Source organism: Priestia sp. FSL W8-0524, assembly GCF_038005965.1.
Classification (GTDB): domain Bacteria; phylum Bacillota; class Bacilli; order Bacillales; family Bacillaceae_H; genus Priestia; species Priestia zanthoxyli.
Genome location: NZ_JBBOUG010000001.1, coordinates 4,577,809 through 4,602,690, shown reverse-complemented (window position 1 = coordinate 4,602,690; position 24,882 = coordinate 4,577,809). Strand labels below are relative to the sequence as shown.

Genomic DNA, 24,882 nt, shown 5'->3' with positions numbered 1-24,882 from the left:
AATCAAGCTAGGACTTATGCTTACATTTTTTTGAAAAAGAAAAAATGTATTTTTTTAAAAAAGAACGTGAAGTGATTCACATTATTTTTCTTATATGAATAATAAATGGATAGCGATGATCGTTCTTGCTCAAACTAACATAAAAAAGCAAACCAAATAAAATTGCTCTTATCATTATATTTGTAAGACATACTTGTGACTATAACTAAAAAAGGTGGATGACATTCCTATGAAAAAGCCTAAAATCGTCATTTTGGGTGCCGGGTATGGCGGCATTATGACAATTGTTAATTTACAAAAGAAACTGGGTGCTAGTGATGCGGAAATTGTTTTGGTAAATAAAAACGATTACCATTACGAAACGACATGGCTTCATGAAGTATCGGCAGGTACAATTCATCAAGATCGCTCTCGTGTTCCTGTTAAAAATTTAATTAACACGAATAAGGTTACATTTATTAAAGACACGGTCGTAGATATTAAGTTAGATGAAAAGCGTGTTCTTCTTGAAAACAGTGAGCTAACGTACGATTATTTAGTTGTTGCTTTAGGGTATGAAGCAGAAACTTTCGGAATTAAAGGTTTAAAAGAACATGCATTTACCATTACGAGCATTAATGCAGCACGTCAAATTCGTGAGCATATTGATTATGTGTTTGCGACGTACAACAATGAAGTGGAAAAAAGAGACGAACTTCTGACAATCATTGTTGGAGGTGCTGGCTTTACCGGCATTGAATTTGTGGGAGAATTAGCAAATCGAGTCCCTCAGCTTTGCAAAGAGTTTGATATCCCGCGTGAAAAAGTACGCGTTATTTGTGTAGAAGCAGCGCCTACGGCCTTGCCAGGTTTTGATCCGGAACTTGTAGAATATGCGGTAACACAGCTAGAACGAAAAGGAATCGAGTTCAAGATTGGAACAGCGATTAAAGAGTGTACAGAAGAAGGAATTATTGTATCAAAAGATGACCAAGTGGAAGAAATCAAATCAGCAACAGTTGTATGGGCTGCAGGTGTTCGAGGCAGTCATTTAATTGAAAAAGCTGGATTTGAGAACATGCGCGGACGTGTAAAAGTAAGCAATAGCTTGCTGGCACCAGGGCATGAAGATGTGTTTGTTATTGGAGATTGTTCACTAATGATTAACCCAGAAACAGAACGTCCTTATCCGCCAACAGCTCAAATCGCTATGCAACAAGGCGGTACCTGCGCTGAAAATATTAGCCGTTTGATGAAAGGGCAAAAAGAATTAAGCGAGTTCAAACCAGATATTAAAGGAACGGTATGTTCGTTAGGGCATGATGACGCAATTGGCGTTGTATACGGTCGAAAACTATTTGGTTCAAGCGCATCTTTTATGAAAAAAGTTGTTGATAATCGCTCGCTTTTCCTTCAAGGCGGAGCAGGTCTTGTATTGAAAAAGGGAAAATTTAATTTCTTTTAAAACAAAAAGCAAAAGGTCTTCAAACCTTTTGCTTTTTTTGGTATTAACTTACTTTTCTGTGATTGACGCCTTGATTACTCTTAAGTAAACTGAGAGTATAAAGAGTAACGGAGGCGAAAAGCAATGGAAATGAGTGTGCCTGTCCTAATTATCTCCATCTTGTTGTTTTTTGTGTTGTTTTTTGGAATCGGTTTCTTGTTGAATATGCTGCTTCGCATGTCTTGGATTATGGCCATTATTTATCCCGTAATTTTTATTCTTATTATTGATGATGTAAGAGCGGTTGATTACATTCAACATCCCGCTCACTCCTTTCAGCAGCTAGGTACAAAAGTGCTATCTTTAGCCACAGCTGACATTGCGATTTTAATGGCTGGTTTTATAGGTGCACTAGCTTCAGGTATTACCATTAAATCTTTACGAACAAGAGGGTACCAAATGTTTTGAATGTAAATTCTTCTCGCGAACGAATAATTTGTTTTTATGTTGGAAACAAATAGATTCGTGAGAGGAGTTGTGGAAATCACAATGATTGGAAAAATAGCAAAGCGATTCATTATGTGCCTACTACTGGTCGGAGCGCTGTTTACAACATATGAAGCAATTACTGGCGTCCCAATAAACACGGTCATCAAATATATGCCTTTTATAAACAGTACAGGGCATCCTCTAATGAATGAAAGGCTCTTACCATCATTTCTAAAACCACTAAGAGTTGAAGCAGCTAGCAATGACAGAGAGCGTCTGACAATTGAAGAAGCATTTGATTGGTCGCGTTATCCAACTAAGAATGTATTGGCTACGGGTTACACAGCTGGTTACGAATCAACTGGGAAAAATCCCAATCATCCAGGGTATGGTATTACATATTCGGGCGTTAAAGTAAAACGTGACTTGTATTCAACCATCGCTGCTGATTTAACCATATTTCCAATCGGCACGATCTTGTTCATTCCGGGCTATGGGTACGGAGTGGTAGCAGATAAAGGTGGGGCTATTAAAGGCAATCATCTTGATTTATACTTTGAAACTGTTTCTGATGTGTATAACATATGGGGTAAGAAAGAATTAAACGTCTATGTAGTCAAATCAGGAGACGGCCGTTTAACTGAAGAAGAGTTAACAATGCTGAATGAAAAGAAATCGATGCAAGTTTTTCGTCAGCAGGTGAAATAAACGAGAAACACATGAAGCATTCTTCATGTGTTTTCTTATGTTTTATGGCCATACATAATACGTTACAAAAGCAACTGCTATTCCTGTTAAGGCTCCAAAGAAAACTTCAATAGGCTTATGCCCAAGCAGTTCTTTTAGCTTCACTTGTTTTTCGTCCTCTTCATTGGTCGTCCACAGCTTTGCCTCTTTTACTGCGCGCTGAAAGTCTTCAACCAAACGATTTAAAACTGTTGCTTGCTCTCCTGCGTGTCTTCTTACTCCTTTAGCATCAAACATGACAATGATGGCAAAAATAGCGGATAGAGCAAAAATAGGGGATTTAAGACCTTCTGCTAGCCCAATGGCAGTTGCTAAGGAAGTTACGGCTGCGGAGTGAGAGCTTGGCATGCCCCCCGTACTAAAAAATAAGCTGCCGTCTATTTTTTTAGTAGCTACAAAAGAAAGGGGAATCTTAATAAATTGAGCAAAGAAAATAGCGATTAATGAACTCCAAAGTGGAAAATTTGAGAATAACTCCATTGAGATGTCCTCCCTCAACTTAAAATGTCTAAAAAGATAAATCCGTATGATGAAAACAGTGGTAGATGAAAGTATATGTGTGAAACTAAGGTTTTTGAACTGTGATTAAAAATTGTATTTCTGCTATCATATGTATATAGATGAAAACAGTGGTGAATATGATATATATTCCACTTGCTGAATAGATTAAACAAAGCAGATGATAAATAAAAATAAAATATCTATACGTAAAAGGGAGGAATTTTATGTTTTCGCACGTAGAAACATATGGTGTTGATCATCAAACAGAAGCGCTCGTAATCGGGTTATTTAATCAAAATCAACAGTTTGAAGGCTTTCTAAAAGAAATTGATGATGCTTTAGGTGGACAGCTCATTCATTTGATTAAGGAAGGAGATATTCGCGTACAGGAAAAGCGGATATCAACGATTCATACACTAGGAAAATTAGGAGCAAAACGTCTTTATTTTGTAGGGCTCGGACGAAAGCAAGCGTTAACTAAAAATGGGCTCAAAGAAAGCTTTGGCCTTTTATTTAAAAAGTTAAAAGAAGCAAAAATTTCAAACGCATCGGTCGTCCTTCCTACATTTGATACAGGAGAGTGGTCAGAGCAAGAAACTGCAGCTTTACTAGGAGAAGCTCAACAGCTTGCTATGTATGAGTTTGAAAACTACAAAAAGAAATCAAATGAGCCTGACAAGCAGCTTGAGAAAATTGAACTGTTTTCTTGTTATAAAGACGTTTTACAATCTGCGTTGGTTGGATATACGTACGGGAAAGCAACAAACTCAGCCCGCACCCTCGTTAACTTACCAAGCAATATGCTAACGGCTACAGATTTAGCTAATTATGCAGTAGAAATGGCACATACATATGGTTTTGAATATGAAATTTTAGAAAAAGAAGAGATGGAAACGCTAGGAATGGGCGCGTTGCTCGCAGTCAATCAAGGTTCCGCAGAGCCTCCTAAAATGATTGTGCTGAAATATCAAGGTAAAGAAAAATGGGAAGACGTTATTGGGTTGGTAGGAAAAGGGATTACCTTTGACACAGGTGGTTACTCTATCAAATCTAAAGACGGGATTGTAGGCATGAAAACAGATATGGGTGGAGCTGCATCTGTTCTTGGTGCAATGGAAGCGATTGGAGAATTAAAACCTCATCAAAACGTAGTAGCGGTCATTCCATCAACTGACAACGTTATTAGCGCGCGTGCCTTTAAACCAGATGATGTTATTACAGCAATGAATGGAAAGACAATAGAAGTGCTGAACACAGATGCTGAAGGGCGTTTAGCACTAGCTGATGGTATTTCATATGCCAAGCATCATGGAGCAAATTATTTAGTAGACGTGGCGACATTAACGGGTGGTGTAATTGTAGCTCTTGGTACACACACAACTGGGGCAATGACGAATGATTCTGCTTTATTGCAGCAAATAGCGAAAGCGAGCATTGAGACAGGCGAACCGATTTGGGAGCTGCCTATTACAGAACGAGACAAAAAGCGTGTTCGGGGAAGTAAGGTAGCAGATTTAAATAACTCTCCTGGACGGGAGGGGCACGCAATTATGGCAGGAACCTTTATTGGTGAGTTTGCAGAGCAAACACCATGGGTTCACTTGGATATTGCTGGAACTGCAACATCCGCTGCTTCTCATGAGTTAGGACCTTCAGGTGCAACAGGCGTGATGGTGCGAACACTAGCTGCGATGGTTTGTTCATTTGAAGCCAATTAATAAAAAGAACATAGCAGTGATAGAAAGAAACGTAAAAAGAAGCATCGAAGATGCTTCTTTTTTAATATGTTTACATAACATTTTTTTCTTTTTAGGAAGAAAAAAATGTTTAAAAAAATCCTTATATTGTTAAGGATGTAGAGAAGTTAAACAAACGTTTATTTAGTAAGATGATTGACTTTTTTTCTATACCTAATATAATGAACATGTTGTTTATCTCTCTAATGTTTTAATGAGATAAAGTAAAAAGAAAAATGGAGGTTTCAAAATGAATGCAGTATTAATAGCTGTGCTCGTGATGCTGATTTTGAGCTTATTGCGTATCAACGTTGTCTTTTCTTTAGCGGTCGGAGCGCTAATTGGAGGACTTGTTGGCGGTATCAGCCTCACAGATACAGTAAGTATATACACAGATGGTCTTGGAAACAGTGCTTCTGTTGCATTAAGCTATGCTTTGCTTGGAGGATTTGCAATGGCTGTTTCGCGGACAGGGCTGCCTGATGCCGTTGTTCAGCTAGCGTTGAAAATAGTAGGAAAAGAAGGAGAAACGAAAAAGAAGTCACTGTCAAAAGTACTGATTTTATTGATCATCCTTATTATTTCGTGTTTTTCTCAAAATGTTATTCCGGTTCACATTGCATTTATTCCGCTTTTAATTCCACCGCTATTAAAAGTATTTAATCAGTTGAAAATAGATCGCCGATTAGTCGCAACAGTTATTACATTTGGATTGGTTACACCTTATATGTATTTGCCGGCAGGATTCGGTAAGATTTATCACGACATTTTATTTACTAACATCAAAGAAAGTGGATTAACGATTGATAAAGGAGATATTACCACGGCGATGGCTCTTCCAGCTTTAGGAATGGTAGCGGGCTTATTGTTTGCTGTGTTTATTTCGTACCGTAAGCCGCGCAGTTATAAAGACATTGACATTGATCAAGGCGCAGAGGAGCGTACAGGTTACACAACAAGAGGGATTATAGTAGCGTTACTTGCGATTGTAGCGGCTTTAACTGTGCAGCTCTTAGTAGATTCTATGATTTTCGGAGCGCTTGCAGGAATTGTGGTCGTTTATTTCAGCGGGGCTTTGAAGTGGAATGAAGCAGATCCAGTATTAACGAACGGAATGAGAATGATGGCTTTCATCGGATTTGTTATGCTGTCAGCCTCTGGTTTTGCAAAAGTTCTTCAAGAAACTGGAGATGTAGAAGCACTTGTAAAAGGCTCTGTTGCTCTTATTGGCGGAAACCAAATGCTGGGTGCATTTCTTATGCTTGTCATCGGGCTTTTAGTCACAATGGGCATTGGTTCTTCTTTCTCTACCATTCCAATTATCGCGACGATTTTTGTTCCTCTTTGCTTAGAACTTGGTATGAGTCCAATGGCAACGATTTGTATTGTTGGTACAGCAGGAGCGCTTGGAGACGCTGGTTCACCAGCTTCAGACAGTACGCTTGGACCAACATCTGGACTAGCAGTCGATCGTCAACATGATCATATCTGGGATACGTGTGTACCAACTTTTCTTCACTATAACATTCCACTCATTATTTTTGGGTGGGTTGCCTCAGTTATCTTGTAAATAGAGGGTCTCTAATGAAAAAAAAGCAGCCGATCAAAACCGGCTGCTTTTTTTTCATGCTTGAGAAAGAGTAGAAGCAGTGCTGTCACAAGCTCCTAATGCTTGCTCTACAGCCTGAAGAGATTGTTCAATATGTTCGCGATTTGAATCTTTCTCTACTGTTTGAAGAGCTTGTTCAAGGCTTGCTTTTGCCTGATTTAATGACGTACAAGAATCCTGCACGTAACCTCTAGCGTTTTTAGACATTCTTCTTCCTCCTAACTAACCAAAAATGAGAATCAATAAGTAGTATGAGTAATTTGCAGGGAATTATGAGGAGAAATAATAAAAAGGATTAACTCTTATGAAAGGAGTTAATCCTGTCAGCCTAACTGTTTAAATTGGTTGGAATGTAGAAGTTCAAGCACTTTCTTATCAAGCTCCTTAATTTTCTTTACAGCCAAATTGTATTCCATTTCACGGTAATGATGTTTGCCGCCTGGCTCTTCATCAGCTTCATCAGCTAGTTTGACTACTTTTTGAAGAGGGCGTTGCTGAATGGTTCCTTCAGGCAAATAGGAGTCTGTGTGTAGTAAAATAGCTAAGGCAATTTCTTTTGCCGCCTGAGGTTCCTCGCCTAAACGAATGAGTAATTTATGTGCACGTTCAGCACCTTTAATAGCGTGAATATCATTTTGACGATACTTCTCATAATCCCACTGACCATTTGTGTACCATTCGTAGTGGCCAATATCATGAAGCAGCGCTGCTTTTGTAGCTAAATCAGGGTTTACATTATGCTGTACAGATAGACGAAACGCATGATAGGCGACCGATACAGCATGCGCAACGCCAGATCGTGTTAAATATTTTTGAGCGATAGGATGCGTGAAAATTTCTACTAGCGTAACATGTCTCATCATGTCATCCCTCCTAAAGAAAAAATATATTTCCAAATACAATATCATATTTATTTCCTAAATACAATTATCGTGTAATTTGTTTTTACATCCAAAAACGGCATATATTATAATATTCGAAACAAAACAACATGTACATCTTTTTCAAAAGAAAATAAGACTTTTTTCCTTGTGTTTTACCATTTAATATTTAACGAAACGTGACAGCAGTCAAATTGGTTATCGGGATGAATAAACGTAATTTTAATATAGTCTGGCGTATAAAAAACATCAATTTTGGCCTTAACGCCTGTTGAAAGAATGAGTCTTTTTACTTCACTCATTTTAGATTCTTGAGCAGCAGCTTTTATTTTTTTTATTAAAGCTGGCGAAGCGTTAGCTCTTTGAATAAATATGGTAGCGCTTTGCATGGTAGAGGGAATCACTTTAAGAGATTGCTGGAAAGTCGCTATGTCCGCCTCAGGTAAGCTAGGTACCCTGTATGTATAAGGGTGAGGCATGTAGTACGATGGCCAGTAGTAAGACAAGGGAGCAAATGGTTTCATATAAGAATCCTCCTAAAAAACGGATTTTTATTATGTATATGTAGAGGGTTCGTATATGTTGTAGCAAAACCGTTATTGTATACTAGATACAAAGGGAGGTATGTATATGAAAACAAAAGATACGCTGTTAGAAGCATTAGGAATTGAGATTATTAGCGCAAGTGAACAAAGAGTGGAAGCGACGATGCCTGTTGATGAGCGAACGCGTCAGCCATTCGGGCTTTTGCACGGAGGAGCATCGGTGGCGTTAGCCGAAACTGTGGCTAGTCTAGGTGCTATTAAAAGTGTAGATATTGAAAAAGAAATCTGCGTGGGTTTAGAGATTAATGCTAATCATATCAAAGGGAAAAAAGATGGAACAGTTACAGCTATAGGCGTTCCTTTACATAAAGGAAAAAAAACAGCGGTTTGGGAAGTGAAAATTCAAGATGAAGAAGAGAATTTAATCTGTATATCCCGGTGCACGCTTGCTATTCTGCCTAAAGCTTAAATATAAGAAAGGCTTAGTCTAAAAGGTGTGAGGTATGCTTTTGAAGTCAGGAGGAGCACCTCACACACTGATGTGAGAGCTTAAAGAGAATTTGGAAGAGCGGATACATAAAAAAGTGAAAAAATAGGTAAAAAAAAGAAGCGAAATTATGTCTATTCGTGACAGTTACCCTGCGCATAGAGACATGCTCTAGAATATAGTAGTAGTAAAGTATTCTTTTTATTCAGCAACTAGAATATTCATAATATTAAAAATAAGAACAGAAAATAGACCTTCCGATTGTTCAATCGTGCTATAATAGCATTAATATAGTAGGGCGGTTTATTTTACAAAGGGGTGATAATATTGGATAAGAACTCTCAGTATTTATTCATTGATTTTGAATTTACAATGCCAGAGTATAAAGGTTTTCCAAAAGGCTTTTTTCCGGAAATCATTGAAGTTGGTTTGGTGTTTGTTAAAAATCAAGAAATCATTGATCGTTTCTCCTCTTACGTACAGCCTACACACTTTACAAAATTAACTGAGCGCTGTAAATCATTTCTCCATATCGAACAAAATCAAGTAAATGAAGGAATTACGCTAGAGCAGCTTGTACAGCGACTGGGCATGTATAAAAACAGCACGATTATTACATGGGGAAACATGGATATGAAAGTATTAAGGCAGTGCTGTCAAAAAAATAAGGTGCCGTTTCCTTTTACAGGTAAAGAAATTGATCTTTCGATGGAGTATAAGCGCTTTTTTGGAGATCAAAATCAAACCGGCCTTTGGAAAGCTGTGCAAGAGTATGGTAAAGAAGGAACTGGAAAGCACCACTGCGCGCTTGATGATGCGATGACGACACTCAACATCTTTAAGCTTGTAGAAAAAGATAAGCGGTACCTTCAAAAGCCGGAGCCAACGACCATAGGAGATCGAATCGATTTTTCAAAAGTATTAAATAAATTTGCATTATAAAAGCCAAATCACTTCTATGTGAATTTGGCTTTTTGCTTAATGAATACCGTACTCTTTTTTTAACTCTTCTAAACAGTCAATACTTGCTTGAGCAAAAGCGCTATCTTTGGCTTGTTGTTCAGCTATCTTTAATTCAAGGGCTTTTTTTAGTGAATGCTTATAATCAGGAACGCTGTCTTCATAGAGATGAACCATTTTTTGAGGAATGTTGGCCTGCTCTCGAAACGCAAGTGCTTTTCGCTCGTGAAAAAAAGGTACGTCCACTTGTCCAGGATTATGTAAGTCACCTTGTTCTGGATGCTTCAACACAGCTTGAATTCGTACAACATAATGCAGATCTCGAACTTGTGTAATTTCACCGATGTATTTCCCGGTTTTATAAAGTGCTGTAACGGTTTGACCAATTGTAAATGTCATATTGCCAGATCTCCTTTAAGTAAAGTGTTTGTTATAAACAGTATAAATCAAAACCTACTACCGTTTCTATGAAAGGATGTTGTACATGATGTATTTAATGTTTTTGCTTTATTTTCCGGAAGATAAAACAGAATATATTCCTGCTTTTGCTACAATGGCGATTTTTGTACTAGCAGCAGTTGCAGTCTGGCGGTTCATCATCAAGGTGTCTAAAAAAGAAGAAGAAAAAACGAAGGAATTAGAAGCAAAGTTGAAAGAACAAGAAAATAAGAAGTCACTCTAATGAAATGCAAATAAAATGTAAGCGTTTAAAATGATATGTTGCTGGACAATCTATGGAAAGACATCTAAAACTTTCGCTAGTGCGTATGCGATTGGAGGGCAACATGAAAAAACTACTACTCATTGGAACCGTGCCTTTTTTCTTGTTAACGGGGTGTATGGAAAAAGAAATATCCAATAAAGAAGTCAAAGTCTATAACGCAGATGGAGATAGCATCGGTACAGTCAAATTGAAAGAGCAGGCTGATGGAATTGAGTTTACGTACGATTTAAGCGGACTTCCACCTGGCGAACACGGCGTACATATTCATGAAATGGGGATTTGCAAAGCTCCTAACTTTAAAAGTGCAGGAAATCACCTTGATCCTGATAAAAAGAAACACGGACTGTTAAATCCAAAAGGACCACATTTAGGCGATATGAAAAATATTGTGGTAGAAGACGATCAGACGTATAAAGGAACGGATATGGTTCCTCAAGTCACGTTAAAAGAAGGAAAGACGTCTCTCGTTAAGCGTATGGATGGTTCCTCTCTTGTCATTACTGAACAAGGTGATGATGGAATGACAGAGCCATCAGGTAATTCTGGCAAGCGAATCGCGTGCGGAGTTATTTCAAAAAAACATTAAAAACAGCGTTCTTTCGTGAGAAAGAACGCTGTTTTTTACGTTAAAGCTATTTTTAAGCGATTTAATCCTTCTTGAAGTTGTTCATGTGAACAGCCAATGTTCAAGCGAATAAAACCTTTTCCATATGTGGAACTGTATTTTTCGCCTTTTTCTACGGCGATTTTGCCTTTTTCTAATAAACGTTCATGTAATTCTTCTTCTGATAAGTGCAGCTTGTTGCAGTCAATCCATAGTAGATAAGTTCCTTCCGGCTGAATGACTCGCAGTTCAGGTAAGTGTTCACTTATAAACCCTGTCACGAGATCTACATTTTTCTTCAGATACACAAGCAGTGCTTCTAGCCATTCGCCACCTTCGCTGTAAGCTGCTTCTAAACCAATGATTCCAAATGTATTTAAATTAGAGAAACCTTGTTTTTGCTGCTGCTGAACATACTGTGTGCGCAGCTTCTCATTTGGAATAATAATAGCTGAAGCTTGAAGTCCTGGTATATTGAATGTTTTGCTAGGGGCCATACACGTAATGGTTCGATTGGCTGCATCTTCACTCACCATGCTGATGGGAATGTGTTTATAAGGATGGTAAATTAGATCAGAATGAATTTCATCTGAAACAATTAATACATTGTATTTTTGACAAAGATCGGCAAGCTTCTTCAGTTCTTCTTTTGTCCACACGCGTCCTACTGGATTATGAGGACTGCAAAGAATCATTAATTTTACGCCTTCTGCAAATTTTTTCTCTAAATCTGCAAAATCAATTTCGTATTTATCGCCCGCAAGTTTTAACGGATTTTCAACAACTTCTCGATCATTTACCTCTATCATGTTGAAAAACGGAGTATAAACTGGCGGTTGAATTAAAATTGAATCTCCAGGTTCCGTAAATGCTTGAATAGCCATACTCAGGGCAAATACAACTCCTGGACTGTATGTAATCCATTCATGATCAATGGTCCACTGATGCTTGTTTTTTACCCAAGATGATAAAGCATTTGCCGTAGATTCAGTAGGGGAAGTGTAGCCGAAAATACCGTGTTTGACACGCTCATTAATGGTTTGAAGAACATTAGGCGGCGCTTGGAAATCCATATCAGCTACCCAAAAAGGCAGAACATCTTTTGCTCCAAAAACGAGATCCGTTTTGTCCCACTTTACGGACTGCGTACCTGTACGATTAATTAATTGATCAAAAGAAAAAGTAGACAATAAAAGTACCCCCTTTTTTAATATAATAGTTTGCTTATTTTTAATACGTTTGTCAACGAAGTTAACTTGTGAAGTCAATAAAGAAAGTGGGAAAATTGGCTGAAGCACCACTAATAAATTTTTTATTAAAGTTAGCGCCTCGTGTGAAATATATGAACTCGCTCCGTCATTATTGAGACAGGGCTTTTTCACTGTACAAGAAATCGACCATATGAGACTGCACAATGTCGGGACACTCTTCTGGTAAAAGATGTCCAATTTCCTTTAACGAGATAAAGGTAGAGTCTGTCAAATCATCTTTTAATTTACGTCCGAGATGTAAAGGGACAACTCGGTCTTCTTCTCCCCAAATGAGTAAACTTGGTTTTTTTATGTGCTGCAAATCCTTTGAGGAGAGGTCTCCTTCTCGATCACGAATCATTCTTGTTAAAGCCATAAACGTACGGTCATCCAAAAAGGGTTCAGTATAGCCATCAATCATTTCTTCGTCGATTAACTGATGATCATATACGACATTTTGCAAGTTACCTAATACACCTTTGCGAGACAGCCACGTTTTTACCCACAGATAAAAGAAGGGAACATAAGAAGACATGACCAACCCATAATGTGAAGGGCCTAAATAAGCTGAGCTGCACAGAAGAACGAGTTTTGATACACAAGAAGGCTTTAATTTTGCTACGTTTAAACAAACCTGTCCTCCCATTGAGTGTCCCGATAGTACAACATCTTTCAATTTTAAGTATTCAATCAACTCGATGACAATTTTGGCTAAGTTTTTATACGAGTATTGAAAGGTTAACGATTTTTCACTTCGCCCAAATGGCGGAAGGTCCAGCGTAATGATAGAAAACGTATCTTCAAATAAAGGAATTAAACGCCGAAAGCTAAAACTGGATGATAAAAAGCCGTGAATAAATACAATAGCTGGTTTATCAGGGTGATAGTTATGGCATTCGTAGTAAACATTGACGCCATTAAAAGTACGCTGGTGGCAAGTAATTTTAGAGTCAGTCAATTTGTTTCACTCCATCTTTTTCTTTCTAGTCTGTCCTAATTTCCAGCAATCTATAAAATGAAACTCAATTACCGGTATAGATTTCACATTAAAGATGTGTTTAAATTTGATATAATGGAAAAAGTGAAAAAATTTAATCGGTGTAGGAGGGGAACGCGGTGTTCTTAGAAGAAAAAGAGTTAGAAATTTTAGAAATTCTAGAAAAAAATAGCCGTATTTCAATAGATAGTATTTCAAAAATGGTGGATTTAACGTTTGAAGAAACCTCTAATATTGTTAAAAAGCTAGAGAGAGAAAAAGTAATTGTGCAATATTCAGCTGATATTAACTGGAGACGAGTAGATGGACATGAGGGCGTCACAGCTATGATAGATGTAAAAGTTGCACCAAAGCGAGGAGTAGGCTTTGACGAGATTGCGGAGCGCATCTATCGTTTTCAAGAAGTAAAATCCGTGTACCTAATGTCAGGAGCATATGATTTGTCTGTTATTATTGAAGAAAAATCAATGTCTGAAGTAGCATTTTTCGTTTCTGAAAAGCTTTCTACGCTAGACTCTGTTTTATCTACAACGACTCACTTTATTATGAAAAAATACAAGCACGATGGTACCATCTACGACCAAGGCGATGAAGATCGCAGAATCGTGGTGTCTCCGTAATGAAAGAGCGCTTGTCAACAACTGTACAACAGCTGAAACCTTCAGGTATTCGCCGCTTTTTTGATTTAGCAGCAAGTATGGATAACGTCATCTCTCTTGGAGTAGGTGAACCTGATTTTGTCACATCTTGGGCTGTTCGAGAAGCGAGTATTTTATCGTTGGAAAGAGGATATACCTCTTATACAGCAAATGCGGGGCTTTTAGAGCTCCGCTTTGAAATTATGAAGTATATGAAAAGAAATTTTAACGTCTCGTATGATTATAAAGATGATATTATTGTGACCGTTGGAGGAAGTCAGGCTTTAGACATTACAATGCGAGCTTTGATTAACCCTGAAGATGAGATTATTGTCGTGGAGCCAAACTTTGTGTCTTACAGCCCGTTAATTTCGCTAGCAGGAGGAGTTCCTGTGGCAATTGAAACAACGGCGGAAACAGAGTTTAAACTACAGCCTAGACAGATTGAAGAAGTCATTACAAGTAACACGAAAGCCCTTCTTTTATGTTCTCCTAATAATCCAACAGGAAGTTCGCTATCTAAAGAAGAGTTGCAGGCTATTGCGGATATTGTAATCAAGCATGACTTGCTTGTTATCACGGATGAAATATATGCAGAATTAACATATGATGAAGAATTTACATCTATTGCTTCTTTAGAAGGAATGAAAGAACGAACTATTATTATTTCAGGCTTTTCTAAAGGGTTTGCTATGACTGGATGGCGTCTTGGGTACATATGTGCACCAACTGAGATTGCTAAAGCAATGTTGAAAATTCATCAGTATACAATGATGTGCGCGCCTACCATGGCCCAGTATGGAGCAATTGAAGCACTACAAAACGGGCAGCATGACGTAGAAGAGATGAGAAAAAGCTATCGCAGAAGACGGAACTATATGGTGAAGTCATTAAATCAAATTGGTCTGGAATGCCATTCTCCCGGAGGAGCGTTTTATGTATTCCCGTCTATCAAGAAAACGGGATTGTCATCGGAAGAATTCGCTGAGCAGCTTTTGCTTGAAGAACGAGTAGCCGTCGTGCCAGGCAATGTATTTGGAAAAGGCGGAGAGGGACATATTCGCTGTTCATACGCCTCTTCAATGGAATCATTAGAAGAATCCATAAAACGGATTAGCCGTTTTGTTGAAAATAAGTTATAATAAAAATAAGATATTATGTCATATCGTATAGACGGTTTGATATAATATCTTTTTTGCTATGATGAAATGTAGTGTTAGTTTATATTTGTGACGAAATTGGTAAATAATAAATATAGTATAACTACTTTTTGATTCAATCTATGAACTGTGCTATAATTTTAAATTGGCTATAATGGTGAAAATAATAAGGTATCTAGGAGTGTTTATATGTCAAAATTTGAAATCGGTACTGTTACAAAAGGTAAAGTAACAGGAATTCAACCATACGGTGCATTCGTTGCATTAAATGAAGAAACTCAAGGATTAGTTCATATCTCAGAAGTAAAACATGGCTTCGTTAAAGATATTAACGAACATTTATCAGTAGGAGACGAAGTAAACGTTAAAGTTTTATCTGTTGATGAGTCAACTGGTAAAATTGGTTTATCTATTCGTGCAACTGAGCCAGCTCCAGAAAAAACTGAAGCTTCTGCACCTAAAAAACCTGCTAAAAAGCGTCAAGGTCAAGCAACAGTTCATACTGAATCTACTCAAGGATTCAACACATTAAAAGAAAAATTAGAAGAGTGGATTGAGCAATCAAACCGCGAAGATCTAATTAAGAAATAAGAAATAAGAAAAAAAGAAGGATAGCTTAGCTATCCTTCTTTTTTTAATGTTCCGTTCTAGGTTCTGTACGCTCTACTTCAGCAGAAGGTTTAAATAATAGACCTAGGTTAATCAGTCCTGCGATTCCAACCAATCCATAAATAATGCGGGAGAAAGCAGATGTTTGACCGCCGAAGATTGCTGCTACTAAATCAAATTGAAAAAAGCCAATAAGTCCCCAGTTAATTGCTCCAATAATCGTTAATACGAGCGCAATACGTTGAATACCACTCATGATGAACCCTCCTTGTTTTGTAGTTCACTTATTAGCCTGCTTTTTTTAGAGGGAAATATGCATATTTGCTTTTGGAAGATACAGACAAATAAACGTTCATTTGGATGGGGTGAGCATCTAGCCAACAGGGAATAATCTTTAGGAAGTCAATTTTCTTTACAATCAAAAAGTTGTTCTTCATAATGATGCATGTAATCAAGCTCGTAAGGAGGAGTTTATAGTGAACAATTTTACATTTTATAATCCTACAAAATTAATTTTTGGTAAAGGTCAATTAGAGCAATTAAAAACAGAAGCAAGTCGCTTTGGTAAAAAGATATTATTAGTATACGGCGGAGGAAGTGTAAAACGCAGCGGTTTATACGATCAAGTAATGGATGTACTGAATGACATGAATGCAGAAGTACATGAGTTAGCGGGAGTAGAACCGAATCCTCGTCTGACAACTGTTCGCAAAGGAATCGATATTTGTAAAGAAAACGGTATTGAATTTTTACTTGCAGTAGGTGGAGGAAGCGTAATCGATTGTACAAAAGCAATCGCAGCAGGCGCAAAATATGATGGCGACGTATGGGACATCATTAACCGCGACGTATTCGCAGCTGAAGCTCTTCCATTTGGAACAGTGCTAACATTAGCAGCAACAGGTTCAGAAATGAATGCTGGTTCTGTTATTACAAATTGGGAAACACAAGAAAAATACGGCTGGGGCAGTCCGGCAACATTCCCTCAATTCTCTATTTTAGATCCGGTTAATACATTTACTGTACCAAAAAATCAAACAGTTTATGGTATGGTTGACATGATGAGCCACGTATTTGAACAATATTTCCATGCTGCAACAAATACGCCGCTTCAAGATCGTATGTGTGAAGGTGTGCTACAAACGGTTATTGAAACGGGACCAAAATTATTAAACGACTTAGAAAACTACGAGTTACGTGAAACGATTTTATACAATGGTACCATCGCATTAAACGGTATGTTACAAATGGGACACCAAGGCGATTGGGCTACTCATAATATTGAGCATGCGGTATCAGCTGTATATGATATTCCACATGCGGGTGGACTCGCAATTTTATTCCCGAACTGGATGAAACACGTAATGGATGAGAACGTAGATCGCTTCAAGCAAGTAGCTGTACGCGTATTTAACGTAGATACGGAAGGTAAGACAGATAAAGAAGTAGCACTTGAAGGTGTAGATAAGCTTCGTGAATTCTGGTCAAGCCTAGGTGCACCAACTCGCTTAGCTGATTATGATATTGGCGAAGACAAATTAGATCTTATGGCTGATCGTGCAATGGCCAAAGGTGAATTTGGTAAATTTAAAAAATTAAACAAAGAAGATGTACTAGCAATCCTACGCGCTTCTTTATAAGATTCTCGATAAAAAACGCCGTGCAAACCGCACGGCGTTTTTTTTTATTCATGATGGGTAAGCTTTTTCTGCTGTTTGGTTTTCAAATCATCCCGAACGGTTTTATCAGAAAGAGGAACTCCGCTGTAATAAGCTGCTCTTCCTAGTAAATGCCCAGCAATAGGAGAGGTGATAAACACAAAAACAATCGCTAAAATTAACCGTGCACTAATATGGCCAGTGTCAATCCAAAAGTAGAGTAAGCAGCCCACTAATATAAACAGGACGCCTAAGGTAGCACTTTTGGAGGCAGCATGACTTCTTGTGTACGTATCAGGCAAACGAATAAGCCCAATCATGGTCACAACTGTCAGAAGAGACCCTATTAGTACCAAAGCTCCTACAATGATTTCACTGATCACGTTCATATTCAATCACTTCTCCTTTCTCTAAAAACTTAGAAAAAGCAACGGTACCTACAAAGGCTATGATGCCTAGCAGTAAAATGACTTCGAAAAAAGCCTGAGTTCGAAAAATAATCGAGATGATGGCCGTGATAGCAATGATGTTAATTCCAATAGCATCAAGGGCCATTGCTCGGTCAGCAGTTGACGGACCTTTTACCACTCGGTAAACAAACCCAATAGTTGAAGCAGAAATGAGAATGAGCGAAACGTTTAGAAAAATATCGAGCATTTAACGACTCACCTCCATAATAGCTTTTTCGAATGTTTGCTGAATATCTGTAATAATGTCATCAATATCGTCGGTATTGATTGCATGAATATAGATAGTAGAATTGTCATCTGACACATCCATTACCAGTGTGCCTGGCGTTAGCGTAATTAAAAGAGAAAGAATGGTAATTTCCCATTCACTCTCCAGACGGGTTGGCATTGCAAAGATGGCTGGCTGAATATTTAATTTAGGGCGCAATACGTCTTTCGTCACTGCAATATTGGCTTTGAATAATTCTCGTATGAAAATAAACAGCAGCTTAATGATCGCATATACTTTATGCAGGTAAAAACGTCTGTGAAAAAAACGGCGGAAAACAAACAGCAGTACCGCTCCCCAGAAAAATCCTATAATAAAGGAAGGTAGTGTCCAAATCCCTCTCAAAAACATCCATGTGAATGCAATGATTACGTTTAATAATAGTTGAAATGACATGCAGATCTACTCCTTTAACACCGATTGGATATAAATTGAAGGATCCATAAGCGTTTGAGCGGCTGTCGACACATAAGGAATAACAGCTTCTGCACCTAGTCCTAAAAAGACAGAAACAGCAAGTAAGATAGCGGATGGGTATAGAATACCTTTAAGGGATACTTTTTCATGCTCAGAAGAAAGCGTAGGTTCACCCCAGAAGCAGCTCATGAAAATCTTAATGGCAGAATATAAAACGAGCAGGCTTGAAACGAGTAAAACTCCTACAAACGTGTAGCTCTCTGATTCTAAACCGCCTTGAACTAAAAGGAATTTTCCAATAAAGCCGCTTAGGGGAGGAATTCCTGCCAACGAAATAGTAGCGATAAAAAACATCCAGCCAAGCAGCGGATAGTCTTTAATTAACCCACCCATTTTCTTTAATTTTGTTGTTCCAGTTATTCGAATGATGCTTCCAGCAAGAAGGAAGAGAGCTGCTTTAATAATCATGTCGTGAATTAAATAATAAATGGCTCCTTCAAAACCTGCTTTTGTTGTTAAAGTTACACCGTAGACAATGACTCCGACAGCAATAATAATATTATAAATTAAAATTTTATTCACATCCGAATAAGCAATGGCGCCTACTGCACCAACAACGATAGTCAAAAGCGCAACGTAGCCGATAATTTGATGAGTGAATTCAGGATGATGGTAAAACAGTAAAGTGAAAGTCCTGAAAATCGAATAAACGCCTACTTTTGTGAGCAATGCACCAAACAACCCGATGATAACGGGTGGAGGCGCACTGTACGAACCTGGAAGCCAAAAATACATTGGGAATAAAGCTGCTTTTAATGCAAATACAATAAATAAAAGCATGCCAATGGTTGTTAAAATTCCCGGCTGATTAGCCTCTGCAATTCGCTGCGAAAGGTCTGCCATGTTGAGAGTTCCTGTTACGGCGTACAAATAAGCAACAGCAATTACAAACAAAGCAGATGAAATGACATTGACTAAAATATACTTAAGAGACTCTCGAAGCTGTGCTTTTGTACCGCCAATTACAATGAGAGCGTACGAAGACATAAGCATGACTTCAAAAAAGACAAATAAGTTAAAGATATCACCTGTCAAGAAAGCGCCAAATACGCCTACTAATAAAAACTGTACAAACGAATAAAAGTAAAAGCGTTCACGTTTTTCGCCAATTGTATGAAAAGCAAAAAGAACGCAGCATAGTGTTACGATACTAGCAGTAAGTACGAGAAGGGAAGCGAACATGTCCGCTACTAGAATAATTCCAAAAGGAGGTTTCCAGTTCCCAAGCTCGTGAGTTAAAACACCTTTTGATTGAACCAACTGTACCAAATATGCAGCAAAAGCAGTGGTGGTGATTAATGATAAAACACTGATTATCCTTTGAAGTTTAATATTGTCTTTGAAAAAAATGAGCACAACACCTACAACAAACGGGATAAGCAGTGGGATGATTACAAAATTACTCGTCATGTTCATTTCCCCTTAACTTGTCCATATCGTCTGTTCCGAGTTCTTGATAAGCCCTGTAAGCTAGTACAAGGAAAAAAGAAGTGACGCCAAAGCTTATGACAATGGCAGTTAAAATGAGGGCTTGAGGTAAAGGATCTGTATAAGAAGAAGCCTTTTCTCCCAGAAGGGGAACACTCCCCCCTTTTAATCCGCCCATCGTTAAAATCAACAGGTGAACACCGTGGCTTAATAAGCCTGTTCCAATAATAATTCGCAGTAAACTGCGGGATAACATGAGATATACAGCGGCAGTGAATAGAATCCCTGCCACTACGGACATTAATATTTCCACTATTCACTCTCTCCAATCGTTTGAATAATGGTCATCGTAACACCAACAACTACTAGATATACGCCTAAATCAAACAGTACAACGGTAGCTAAAGATGTTTTCCCGAGAAGGGGAAGGTTAAAGTAGCTGTACGTGTGAGTGAGAAAGGGAACTTTGAAAATAAATGATCCCAGCCCGGTTAAAATAGCTAGCAGCAGACCGGAAGCCGCAACCTTCTTATAATCAAATGGGATGACTTTCGATACGGTTTTTATATCGAAAGCCAGCAGTAGTAATACAAGGGCAGCTGAGGTAGTAAGTCCCCCAACAAACCCTCCTCCAGGTGTATAATGACCTGCAAAGAAAAGATGAATGGCAAAAATGATAATAATGAATGTGACTACTTTCGTTGTTGTTTGTAGTATCAAATCATTTTTTTTCACTCTTCTTCCTCCTTTGTTAACCGAAGACGAATCATGCCATAGATAGCAAGAGCTGCTATACAAAGTACGGTAATTTCAAATAATGTATCAAATCCGCGGAAGTCAACAAGAATCACGTTCACCATGTTTTCGCCGCCTGCTTTTTCATAACTGTTTTCAATAAAGTAATGTGAAATCGATTCAAATAGTTTTGTACTGTTTGCTGATATGCCAAGCAATGTAACGGTCGTTCCTACAAGAAGGGCAACCAGTAAGTTTGGCAGTTGAAACTTCACCCTTACTTTTCGCTTCCGAAACTCCGGCAAGTAGTAGAAACATAGTAAAAACAGTGATACTGATACAGTTTCAATAACTAATTGAGTCAAAGCTAAGTCAGGAGCACGGAATAATACGAAAAATAAAGAAAGCGTATACCCGACAACTCCCAGCGAAATAATGGCTGTGAGGCGTGATTTTGCCAATAAAGTTGTAATAGTAGCCGCAACCATTACAACTGCTAGTATGGCTTCATAAACGCCGATAGAAGCAGTATCTTTTAAATCAATCGCAAAGGCATTCTGAGAAAAGAGGGTTACGAGAAGTAAAATGCCTATGAAAGTAAAAATGATTAAAAGATAGTCTCTAATAAATCCTGTCATTAATGTTTTCATGATGCGCGTTGAGCCTTTTTCCATCCCTTTAATGCCATAATTATATCCGTTATTAAGCGTTAAAGAAGAAGGGAATCGTGTATAAATTTTTGACCACTTTTGAAGCGTCATAAACAACAAAATACCAAATGTGATGACTCCTAGCGTCATAAATAATTCTGGCGTAAAACCGTGCCAAAATTTAATATGCACTTGATATTCTTTACCTGCCTCTAGCAGGCTAGGTGCGATAGAGGCCATTGTTGGCTCAATAAGAGTTGATTCTAATAAATTAGGAGCAAAGCCAAAAATAACAACCAATGATGCTAAAATAACCGGTGAAATCAGCATGCCTATTGGTGCTTCATGCGGCTTCTTCTCCAACTTTTCGGGCTGGTATTTGCCTGTAAAGGTTTTAAAGACAAGAATCATACTATAGACGAACGTAAAAATACTTCCCACCCAAGCGATGATAGGCAGCAAAATTCCCCACGTCTGCATGCTATACATATCCATTTTTGTCACGTTTACCATGCCTGTAAAAAACATCTCTTTACTTAAAAATCCGTTAAAGGGAGGGAGACCTGCCATTGAAAATCCCCCAATGATAGCAATGGTAAATGTGACAGGCATGAAGCTCATTAACCCGCCTAACTTTCTAATGTCACGCGTGCCTGTTTCATGATCGACAATGCCTACTACCATAAACAAGCTGCCTTTGAAGGTAGCGTGGTTAATCAAATGGAAAACTGCTGCAGTAAGAGCCACTAAGTAGATATTATCGTCTAAAAAATCATAGTGAATAGCTGCGCTACCTACTCCTATAAGTGACATAATCATCCCAAGCTGACTAATTGTTGAAAAAGCTAAAATCCCTTTCAAGTCTTGTTGCTTTACTGCTGAAAACGAGCCCCAAAACAGTGTAATTAGTCCTATGATTGAAATAACAAAAAACCAAGTGGCGCTTATAGCAAAAACAGGGCTTAGTCTTGCTAAAAGATAAATTCCCGCTTTTACCATTGTAGCTGAATGAAGGTATGCACTCACTGGGGTTGGAGCTTCCATTGCATCTGGCAGCCAAATATGAAAAGGAAACTGAGCAGATTTTGTAAAGGCCCCTAATAAAATGAGGACTAGAGCTGGAATAAATAGATGACTTGATGTAACCACATCTACGTTTGAGATAATTTCGCGTATGCTGAAAGTACCTGTCATGACATATAAAAGTACAATTCCTGCTAATAGGGAAAGTCCTCCGAATACGGTAATGAGCATAGATTTTAAGGCTCCGTATTGAGATTTCTCTCGTTTGTACCAATAACCAATCAATAAAAAAGATGAAAGGCTTGTTAATTCCCAAAAGCTGTAAAGACTCATTAAGTTGTCTGATAATACAACTCCTAGCATAGACCCCATAAAAAGAAGCAAATAGACATAAAACGAATGCAGCGCTTCTTTTGTCTTAGAAAGATAATAAATGGAGTAAAGAATAACAAGTGTCCCAATTCCAGTGATTAACAGAGAAAATAGAAGACCGAGTCCATCCACATAAGCATCAAAGTTAATGCCCAGACTAGGTATCCATTTCATTGAATGTAGGTAGGTTTCCCCTTTAGAAACACCACTGATATATTGTGTGAAATAAATGAACAACACAAGTGGGAGAGGTAAAACGAACCACCCTGTATGAATACGCTGGAATTTCCTATACAGAAGCGGGACAAAAAAGGCTAATAAAAAAGGCGATAAAATCACCAAGTGCAACCACGACAAAAGACAAACCTCCTTGTGATATTCAATTCTGTAACCGATTATATAATAATTTAATTATGCATGCATCCATGCTAATTCTTAGTATCAGCGGATTTTTCAAACCTTATTAAATAAATAGAAACTCGTCACAAAATCCATAAAAAAAACATAAAAAAATTTTTTTAGACGTATAAAAATCAGGTGAAATTGTCACTCTAAGAGTGAGGTGATGGAAATGTATAGGAAACAAATAACCATCAGTTTTCTCATTTTTAGCGCATTATGTATGAGCGGATTTGTACTGAATAATCACTTGGAAATGAAAGAAGAAAACAGGATGCTAATCACTTCTAAAAGTGAAGCTGAAAATTCTATATCAATAGACTCTTCCCTGTTAAAAGCCTCTTATAAACCGAGACAATATGTAAAGATAGGTGAAATGAACTATATTGCACCATCCGGTAAGTAAATGAAAAACGATTGAAGACCACTCTTTAGTCGTTTTTTATTTGCTTATTATTTGCGTCATCGTGCATGAATTACGTTTTTTAATCAAAGAACATTAGTTGACTTCATAACTGAATTTATCGTTAAATAAAAGGGTACATACAATGATTGCAGTTTCAACAAACTATAATGATTGTGTCAAATTGTAAGTGGATTCCCTTGAATTCAGCTAACAGTTTCGATAAAGTGGAAAATAAAGATATTTTAATGGAGGAACAGATTATGACACATGTTCGTTTTGATTATTCAAACGCGTTATCATTTTTTGGTGAACATGAACTTACATACTTACGTGATGCCGTGAAAGTAGCTCACCATTCAATTCATGAAAAAACAGGTGCTGGGAACGACTTTTTAGGATGGGTAGACCTTCCTACGGAGTATGACAAAGAAGAATTTGCACGCATTCAAAAAAGTGCAGAAAAAATTAAATCGGATTCAGATGTATTGATTGTTATTGGTATTGGAGGATCTTACTTAGGTGCTCGTGCTGCTATTGAAATGCTTCAGCATTCATTCTATAACACATTATCAAAAGAACAGCGTAAAACTCCGCAAGTTATTTTTGCTGGTAACAACATCAGCTCAACATACATGAAAGACCTAATGGATGTTTTACAAGATAAAGATTTCTCTATTAATGTTATTTCAAAATCTGGTACAACAACAGAACCGGCGATTGCTTTCCGTATCTTCCGTAAATTATTAGAAGAGAAATACGGGAAAGAAGAAGCACGCAAGCGTATTTATGCAACAACAGATAAAGCGCGCGGCGCATTAAAAACATTAGCGGACGAAGAAGGCTATGAAACATTTGTTATTCCAGATGATGTAGGCGGCCGTTATTCTGTATTAACAGCGGTTGGCTTATTACCAATCGCCGCTGCAGGTCTTGATATCGAACAAATGATGAAAGGGGCAGCTGATGCTCAAGAAGCATTTTCATCATCAGAGCTAGAAGAGAACCCAGCTTATCAATATGCTGTAGCTCGTAATGTTCTTTATAATAAAGGAAAAACAATTGAAATGCTGATTAACTATGAGCCAGCTCTTCAGTACTTTGCTGAGTGGTGGAAACAGTTATTTGGTGAAAGTGAAGGAAAAGACCAAAAAGGTATTTACCCTTCATCTGCTAACTTCTCAACGGATCTTCATTCTTTAGGTCAATATGTACAAGAAGGTCGTCGCGATATTTTTGAAACAATTGTACAAGTTCAAGATTCTCGTCATGAGCTAACAATTGAAGAAGATGCAGCGGACTTAGATGGACTAAATTACTTAGCTGGTGAAACAGTTGACTTTGTAAATAAAAAAGCGTTCCAAGGTACAATGCTTGCTCACACAGACGGAGGCGTTCCAAACTTAGTTGTGAACATTCCAGCGCTAGATGAGTATACATTTGGATATGTTGTATATTTCTTCGAAAAAGCATGCGCAATCAGCGGCTATTTATTAGGCGTAAACCCATTTGATCAGCCGGGAGTAGAAGCATACAAAGTAAATATGTTTGCTCTTCTTGGAAAACCTGGTTTTGAAGAGAAAAAAGCAGAATTAGAAAAGCGTTTGAAATAAATAAAAAGTTCACCTTCTTGTTAGAA

29 protein-coding genes are annotated in these 24,882 nt (G+C 37.9%); 14 read left to right on the top strand and 15 right to left on the bottom strand.

What is annotated here, in order from left to right; genetic code table 11:
• Positions 1-229 precede the first annotated feature (229 nt).
• The 3 genes from NST66_RS24095 to NST66_RS24085 all read left to right on the top strand — a co-directional run bounded on the left by NST66_RS24095 (position 230) and on the right by NST66_RS24085 (position 2,620).
• On the top strand, positions 230-1,444 hold the full coding sequence (locus NST66_RS24095; protein ID WP_033580456.1) for an NAD(P)/FAD-dependent oxidoreductase: 1,215 nt from the start codon (positions 230-232) through the stop codon (positions 1,442-1,444).
• A gap of 123 nt (positions 1,445-1,567) precedes the next feature.
• Positions 1,568-1,891, top strand: a complete 324-nt coding sequence (locus NST66_RS24090) for a YuiB family protein (RefSeq protein WP_033580457.1) — start codon at positions 1,568-1,570, stop codon at positions 1,889-1,891.
• 81 nt (positions 1,892-1,972) lie between these two features.
• Positions 1,973-2,620: a 3D domain-containing protein gene (locus tag NST66_RS24085; protein ID WP_033580458.1), complete on the top strand. Its 648-nt coding sequence runs from the start codon at positions 1,973-1,975 to the stop codon at positions 2,618-2,620.
• Positions 2,621-2,662: 42 nt separating this feature from the next.
• On the opposite strand, the gene NST66_RS24080 is transcribed toward NST66_RS24085, so the two are convergent.
• A complete protein-coding gene (locus NST66_RS24080; protein WP_013085319.1) occupies positions 2,663-3,139 on the bottom strand; it encodes a divergent PAP2 family protein in 477 nt (158 codons plus the stop codon).
• A 245-nt stretch (positions 3,140-3,384) separates the two neighbouring features.
• Between NST66_RS24080 and NST66_RS24075 the strand changes: the two genes are divergently transcribed.
• Both NST66_RS24075 and NST66_RS24070 read left to right on the top strand, forming a co-directional pair.
• Positions 3,385-4,878 (top strand): leucyl aminopeptidase, encoded by a 1,494-nt coding sequence (locus NST66_RS24075; protein ID WP_033580459.1) that lies wholly within the window; start codon positions 3,385-3,387, stop codon positions 4,876-4,878.
• Positions 4,879-5,146: 268 nt separating this feature from the next.
• On the top strand, positions 5,147-6,466 hold the full coding sequence (locus NST66_RS24070; protein WP_033580460.1) for a Na+/H+ antiporter family protein: 1,320 nt from the start codon (positions 5,147-5,149) through the stop codon (positions 6,464-6,466).
• A gap of 54 nt (positions 6,467-6,520) precedes the next feature.
• Here the strand turns inward: NST66_RS24070 and NST66_RS24065 are convergent, their stop codons facing one another.
• From NST66_RS24065 to NST66_RS24055, 3 genes are all read right to left on the bottom strand, one after another.
• On the bottom strand, positions 6,521-6,712 hold the full coding sequence (locus NST66_RS24065; RefSeq protein ID WP_033580461.1) for a hypothetical protein: 192 nt from the start codon (positions 6,710-6,712) through the stop codon (positions 6,521-6,523).
• Positions 6,713-6,828: 116 nt separating this feature from the next.
• Entirely contained in the window at positions 6,829-7,365 is a 537-nt protein-coding gene (locus NST66_RS24060) for an HD domain-containing protein (protein ID WP_013059610.1), read from the bottom strand.
• 176 nt (positions 7,366-7,541) lie between these two features.
• On the bottom strand, positions 7,542-7,910 hold the full coding sequence (locus tag NST66_RS24055) for a hypothetical protein (protein ID WP_033580462.1): 369 nt from the start codon (positions 7,908-7,910) through the stop codon (positions 7,542-7,544).
• A gap of 106 nt (positions 7,911-8,016) precedes the next feature.
• On the opposite strand from NST66_RS24055, the gene NST66_RS24050 reads away from it, so the two are divergent.
• Positions 8,017-8,400: a hotdog fold thioesterase gene (locus NST66_RS24050; RefSeq protein ID WP_033580463.1), complete on the top strand. Its 384-nt coding sequence runs from the start codon at positions 8,017-8,019 to the stop codon at positions 8,398-8,400.
• Positions 8,401-8,745: 345 nt separating this feature from the next.
• Positions 8,746-9,360, top strand: coding sequence for a 3'-5' exonuclease KapD (gene kapD, locus NST66_RS24045; RefSeq protein ID WP_013085312.1), 615 nt, complete (start codon positions 8,746-8,748; stop codon positions 9,358-9,360).
• A 36-nt stretch (positions 9,361-9,396) separates the two neighbouring features.
• On the opposite strand, the gene NST66_RS24040 is transcribed toward kapD, so the two are convergent.
• Positions 9,397-9,777, bottom strand: coding sequence for a kinase-associated lipoprotein B (locus NST66_RS24040; protein ID WP_033580464.1), 381 nt, complete (start codon positions 9,775-9,777; stop codon positions 9,397-9,399).
• A gap of 85 nt (positions 9,778-9,862) precedes the next feature.
• Here NST66_RS24040 and NST66_RS24035 point away from each other — a divergent pair, with 85 nt between their 5' ends.
• Both NST66_RS24035 and NST66_RS24030 read left to right on the top strand, forming a co-directional pair.
• A complete protein-coding gene (locus tag NST66_RS24035; RefSeq protein WP_033580465.1) occupies positions 9,863-10,060 on the top strand; it encodes a hypothetical protein in 198 nt (65 codons plus the stop codon).
• Positions 10,061-10,163: 103 nt separating this feature from the next.
• Entirely contained in the window at positions 10,164-10,688 is a 525-nt protein-coding gene (locus tag NST66_RS24030) for a superoxide dismutase family protein (protein WP_033580466.1), read from the top strand.
• 35 nt (positions 10,689-10,723) lie between these two features.
• Here the strand turns inward: NST66_RS24030 and NST66_RS24025 are convergent, their stop codons facing one another.
• Positions 10,724-11,896 (bottom strand): MalY/PatB family protein, encoded by a 1,173-nt coding sequence (locus NST66_RS24025; RefSeq protein WP_033580467.1) that lies wholly within the window; start codon positions 11,894-11,896, stop codon positions 10,724-10,726.
• A gap of 169 nt (positions 11,897-12,065) precedes the next feature.
• On the bottom strand, positions 12,066-12,914 hold the full coding sequence (locus NST66_RS24020; protein WP_049166269.1) for an alpha/beta fold hydrolase: 849 nt from the start codon (positions 12,912-12,914) through the stop codon (positions 12,066-12,068).
• A gap of 158 nt (positions 12,915-13,072) precedes the next feature.
• Between NST66_RS24020 and NST66_RS24015 the strand changes: the two genes are divergently transcribed.
• From NST66_RS24015 to yugI, 3 genes are all read left to right on the top strand, one after another.
• Positions 13,073-13,573 carry an Lrp/AsnC family transcriptional regulator gene (locus NST66_RS24015; protein WP_013059601.1) on the top strand — a complete coding sequence of 167 codons (501 nt, stop codon included), beginning with the start codon at positions 13,073-13,075 and terminating at the stop codon, positions 13,571-13,573.
• Positions 13,573-14,733, top strand: a complete 1,161-nt coding sequence (locus NST66_RS24010; protein ID WP_013059600.1) for an aminotransferase — start codon at positions 13,573-13,575, stop codon at positions 14,731-14,733. The genes NST66_RS24015 and NST66_RS24010 overlap by 1 nt, the downstream gene beginning before the upstream one ends.
• 207 nt (positions 14,734-14,940) lie before the next feature.
• Positions 14,941-15,342, top strand: coding sequence for a S1 domain-containing post-transcriptional regulator GSP13 (gene yugI, locus NST66_RS24005; protein ID WP_013059599.1), 402 nt, complete (start codon positions 14,941-14,943; stop codon positions 15,340-15,342).
• A 43-nt stretch (positions 15,343-15,385) separates the two neighbouring features.
• Here the strand turns inward: yugI and NST66_RS24000 are convergent, their stop codons facing one another.
• Positions 15,386-15,616: a DUF378 domain-containing protein gene (locus NST66_RS24000; protein WP_013059598.1), complete on the bottom strand. Its 231-nt coding sequence runs from the start codon at positions 15,614-15,616 to the stop codon at positions 15,386-15,388.
• 220 nt (positions 15,617-15,836) lie between these two features.
• Between NST66_RS24000 and NST66_RS23995 the strand changes: the two genes are divergently transcribed.
• Complete coding sequence (locus NST66_RS23995; RefSeq protein ID WP_013085305.1) at positions 15,837-17,000, top strand: iron-containing alcohol dehydrogenase; 1,164 nt, start codon at positions 15,837-15,839, stop codon at positions 16,998-17,000.
• Between the two features lie 44 nt (positions 17,001-17,044).
• Here the strand turns inward: NST66_RS23995 and mnhG are convergent, their stop codons facing one another.
• Genes mnhG through NST66_RS23960 form a run of 7 tightly spaced genes read right to left on the bottom strand, consistent with a single transcriptional unit; the run spans position 17,045 to position 22,798 of the window.
• Entirely contained in the window at positions 17,045-17,407 is a 363-nt protein-coding gene (gene mnhG / locus NST66_RS23990) for a monovalent cation/H(+) antiporter subunit G (protein WP_013085304.1), read from the bottom strand.
• Positions 17,391-17,675 carry a Na(+)/H(+) antiporter subunit F1 gene (locus NST66_RS23985; RefSeq protein WP_013059595.1) on the bottom strand — a complete coding sequence of 95 codons (285 nt, stop codon included), beginning with the start codon at positions 17,673-17,675 and terminating at the stop codon, positions 17,391-17,393. The genes mnhG and NST66_RS23985 overlap by 17 nt, the downstream gene beginning before the upstream one ends.
• Positions 17,676-18,152, bottom strand: a complete 477-nt coding sequence (locus NST66_RS23980; RefSeq protein WP_013059594.1) for a Na+/H+ antiporter subunit E — start codon at positions 18,150-18,152, stop codon at positions 17,676-17,678.
• A gap of 6 nt (positions 18,153-18,158) precedes the next feature.
• Positions 18,159-19,643, bottom strand: a complete 1,485-nt coding sequence (locus NST66_RS23975) for a Na+/H+ antiporter subunit D (protein ID WP_034264157.1) — start codon at positions 19,641-19,643, stop codon at positions 18,159-18,161.
• Positions 19,633-19,974 carry a Na(+)/H(+) antiporter subunit C gene (locus tag NST66_RS23970; RefSeq protein ID WP_033580470.1) on the bottom strand — a complete coding sequence of 114 codons (342 nt, stop codon included), beginning with the start codon at positions 19,972-19,974 and terminating at the stop codon, positions 19,633-19,635. The genes NST66_RS23975 and NST66_RS23970 overlap by 11 nt, the downstream gene beginning before the upstream one ends.
• Positions 19,974-20,396 carry a Na(+)/H(+) antiporter subunit B gene (locus NST66_RS23965; protein ID WP_013085301.1) on the bottom strand — a complete coding sequence of 141 codons (423 nt, stop codon included), beginning with the start codon at positions 20,394-20,396 and terminating at the stop codon, positions 19,974-19,976. Before NST66_RS23965 ends, NST66_RS23970 begins: the two co-directional genes overlap by 1 nt.
• On the bottom strand, positions 20,393-22,798 hold the full coding sequence (locus tag NST66_RS23960) for a Na+/H+ antiporter subunit A (RefSeq protein ID WP_251440644.1): 2,406 nt from the start codon (positions 22,796-22,798) through the stop codon (positions 20,393-20,395). Before NST66_RS23960 ends, NST66_RS23965 begins: the two co-directional genes overlap by 4 nt.
• 708 nt (positions 22,799-23,506) lie before the next feature.
• On the opposite strand from NST66_RS23960, the gene NST66_RS23955 reads away from it, so the two are divergent.
• Positions 23,507-24,856: a glucose-6-phosphate isomerase gene (locus NST66_RS23955; RefSeq protein WP_013059589.1), complete on the top strand. Its 1,350-nt coding sequence runs from the start codon at positions 23,507-23,509 to the stop codon at positions 24,854-24,856.
• The last annotated feature ends 26 nt before the right edge of the window (positions 24,857-24,882 follow it).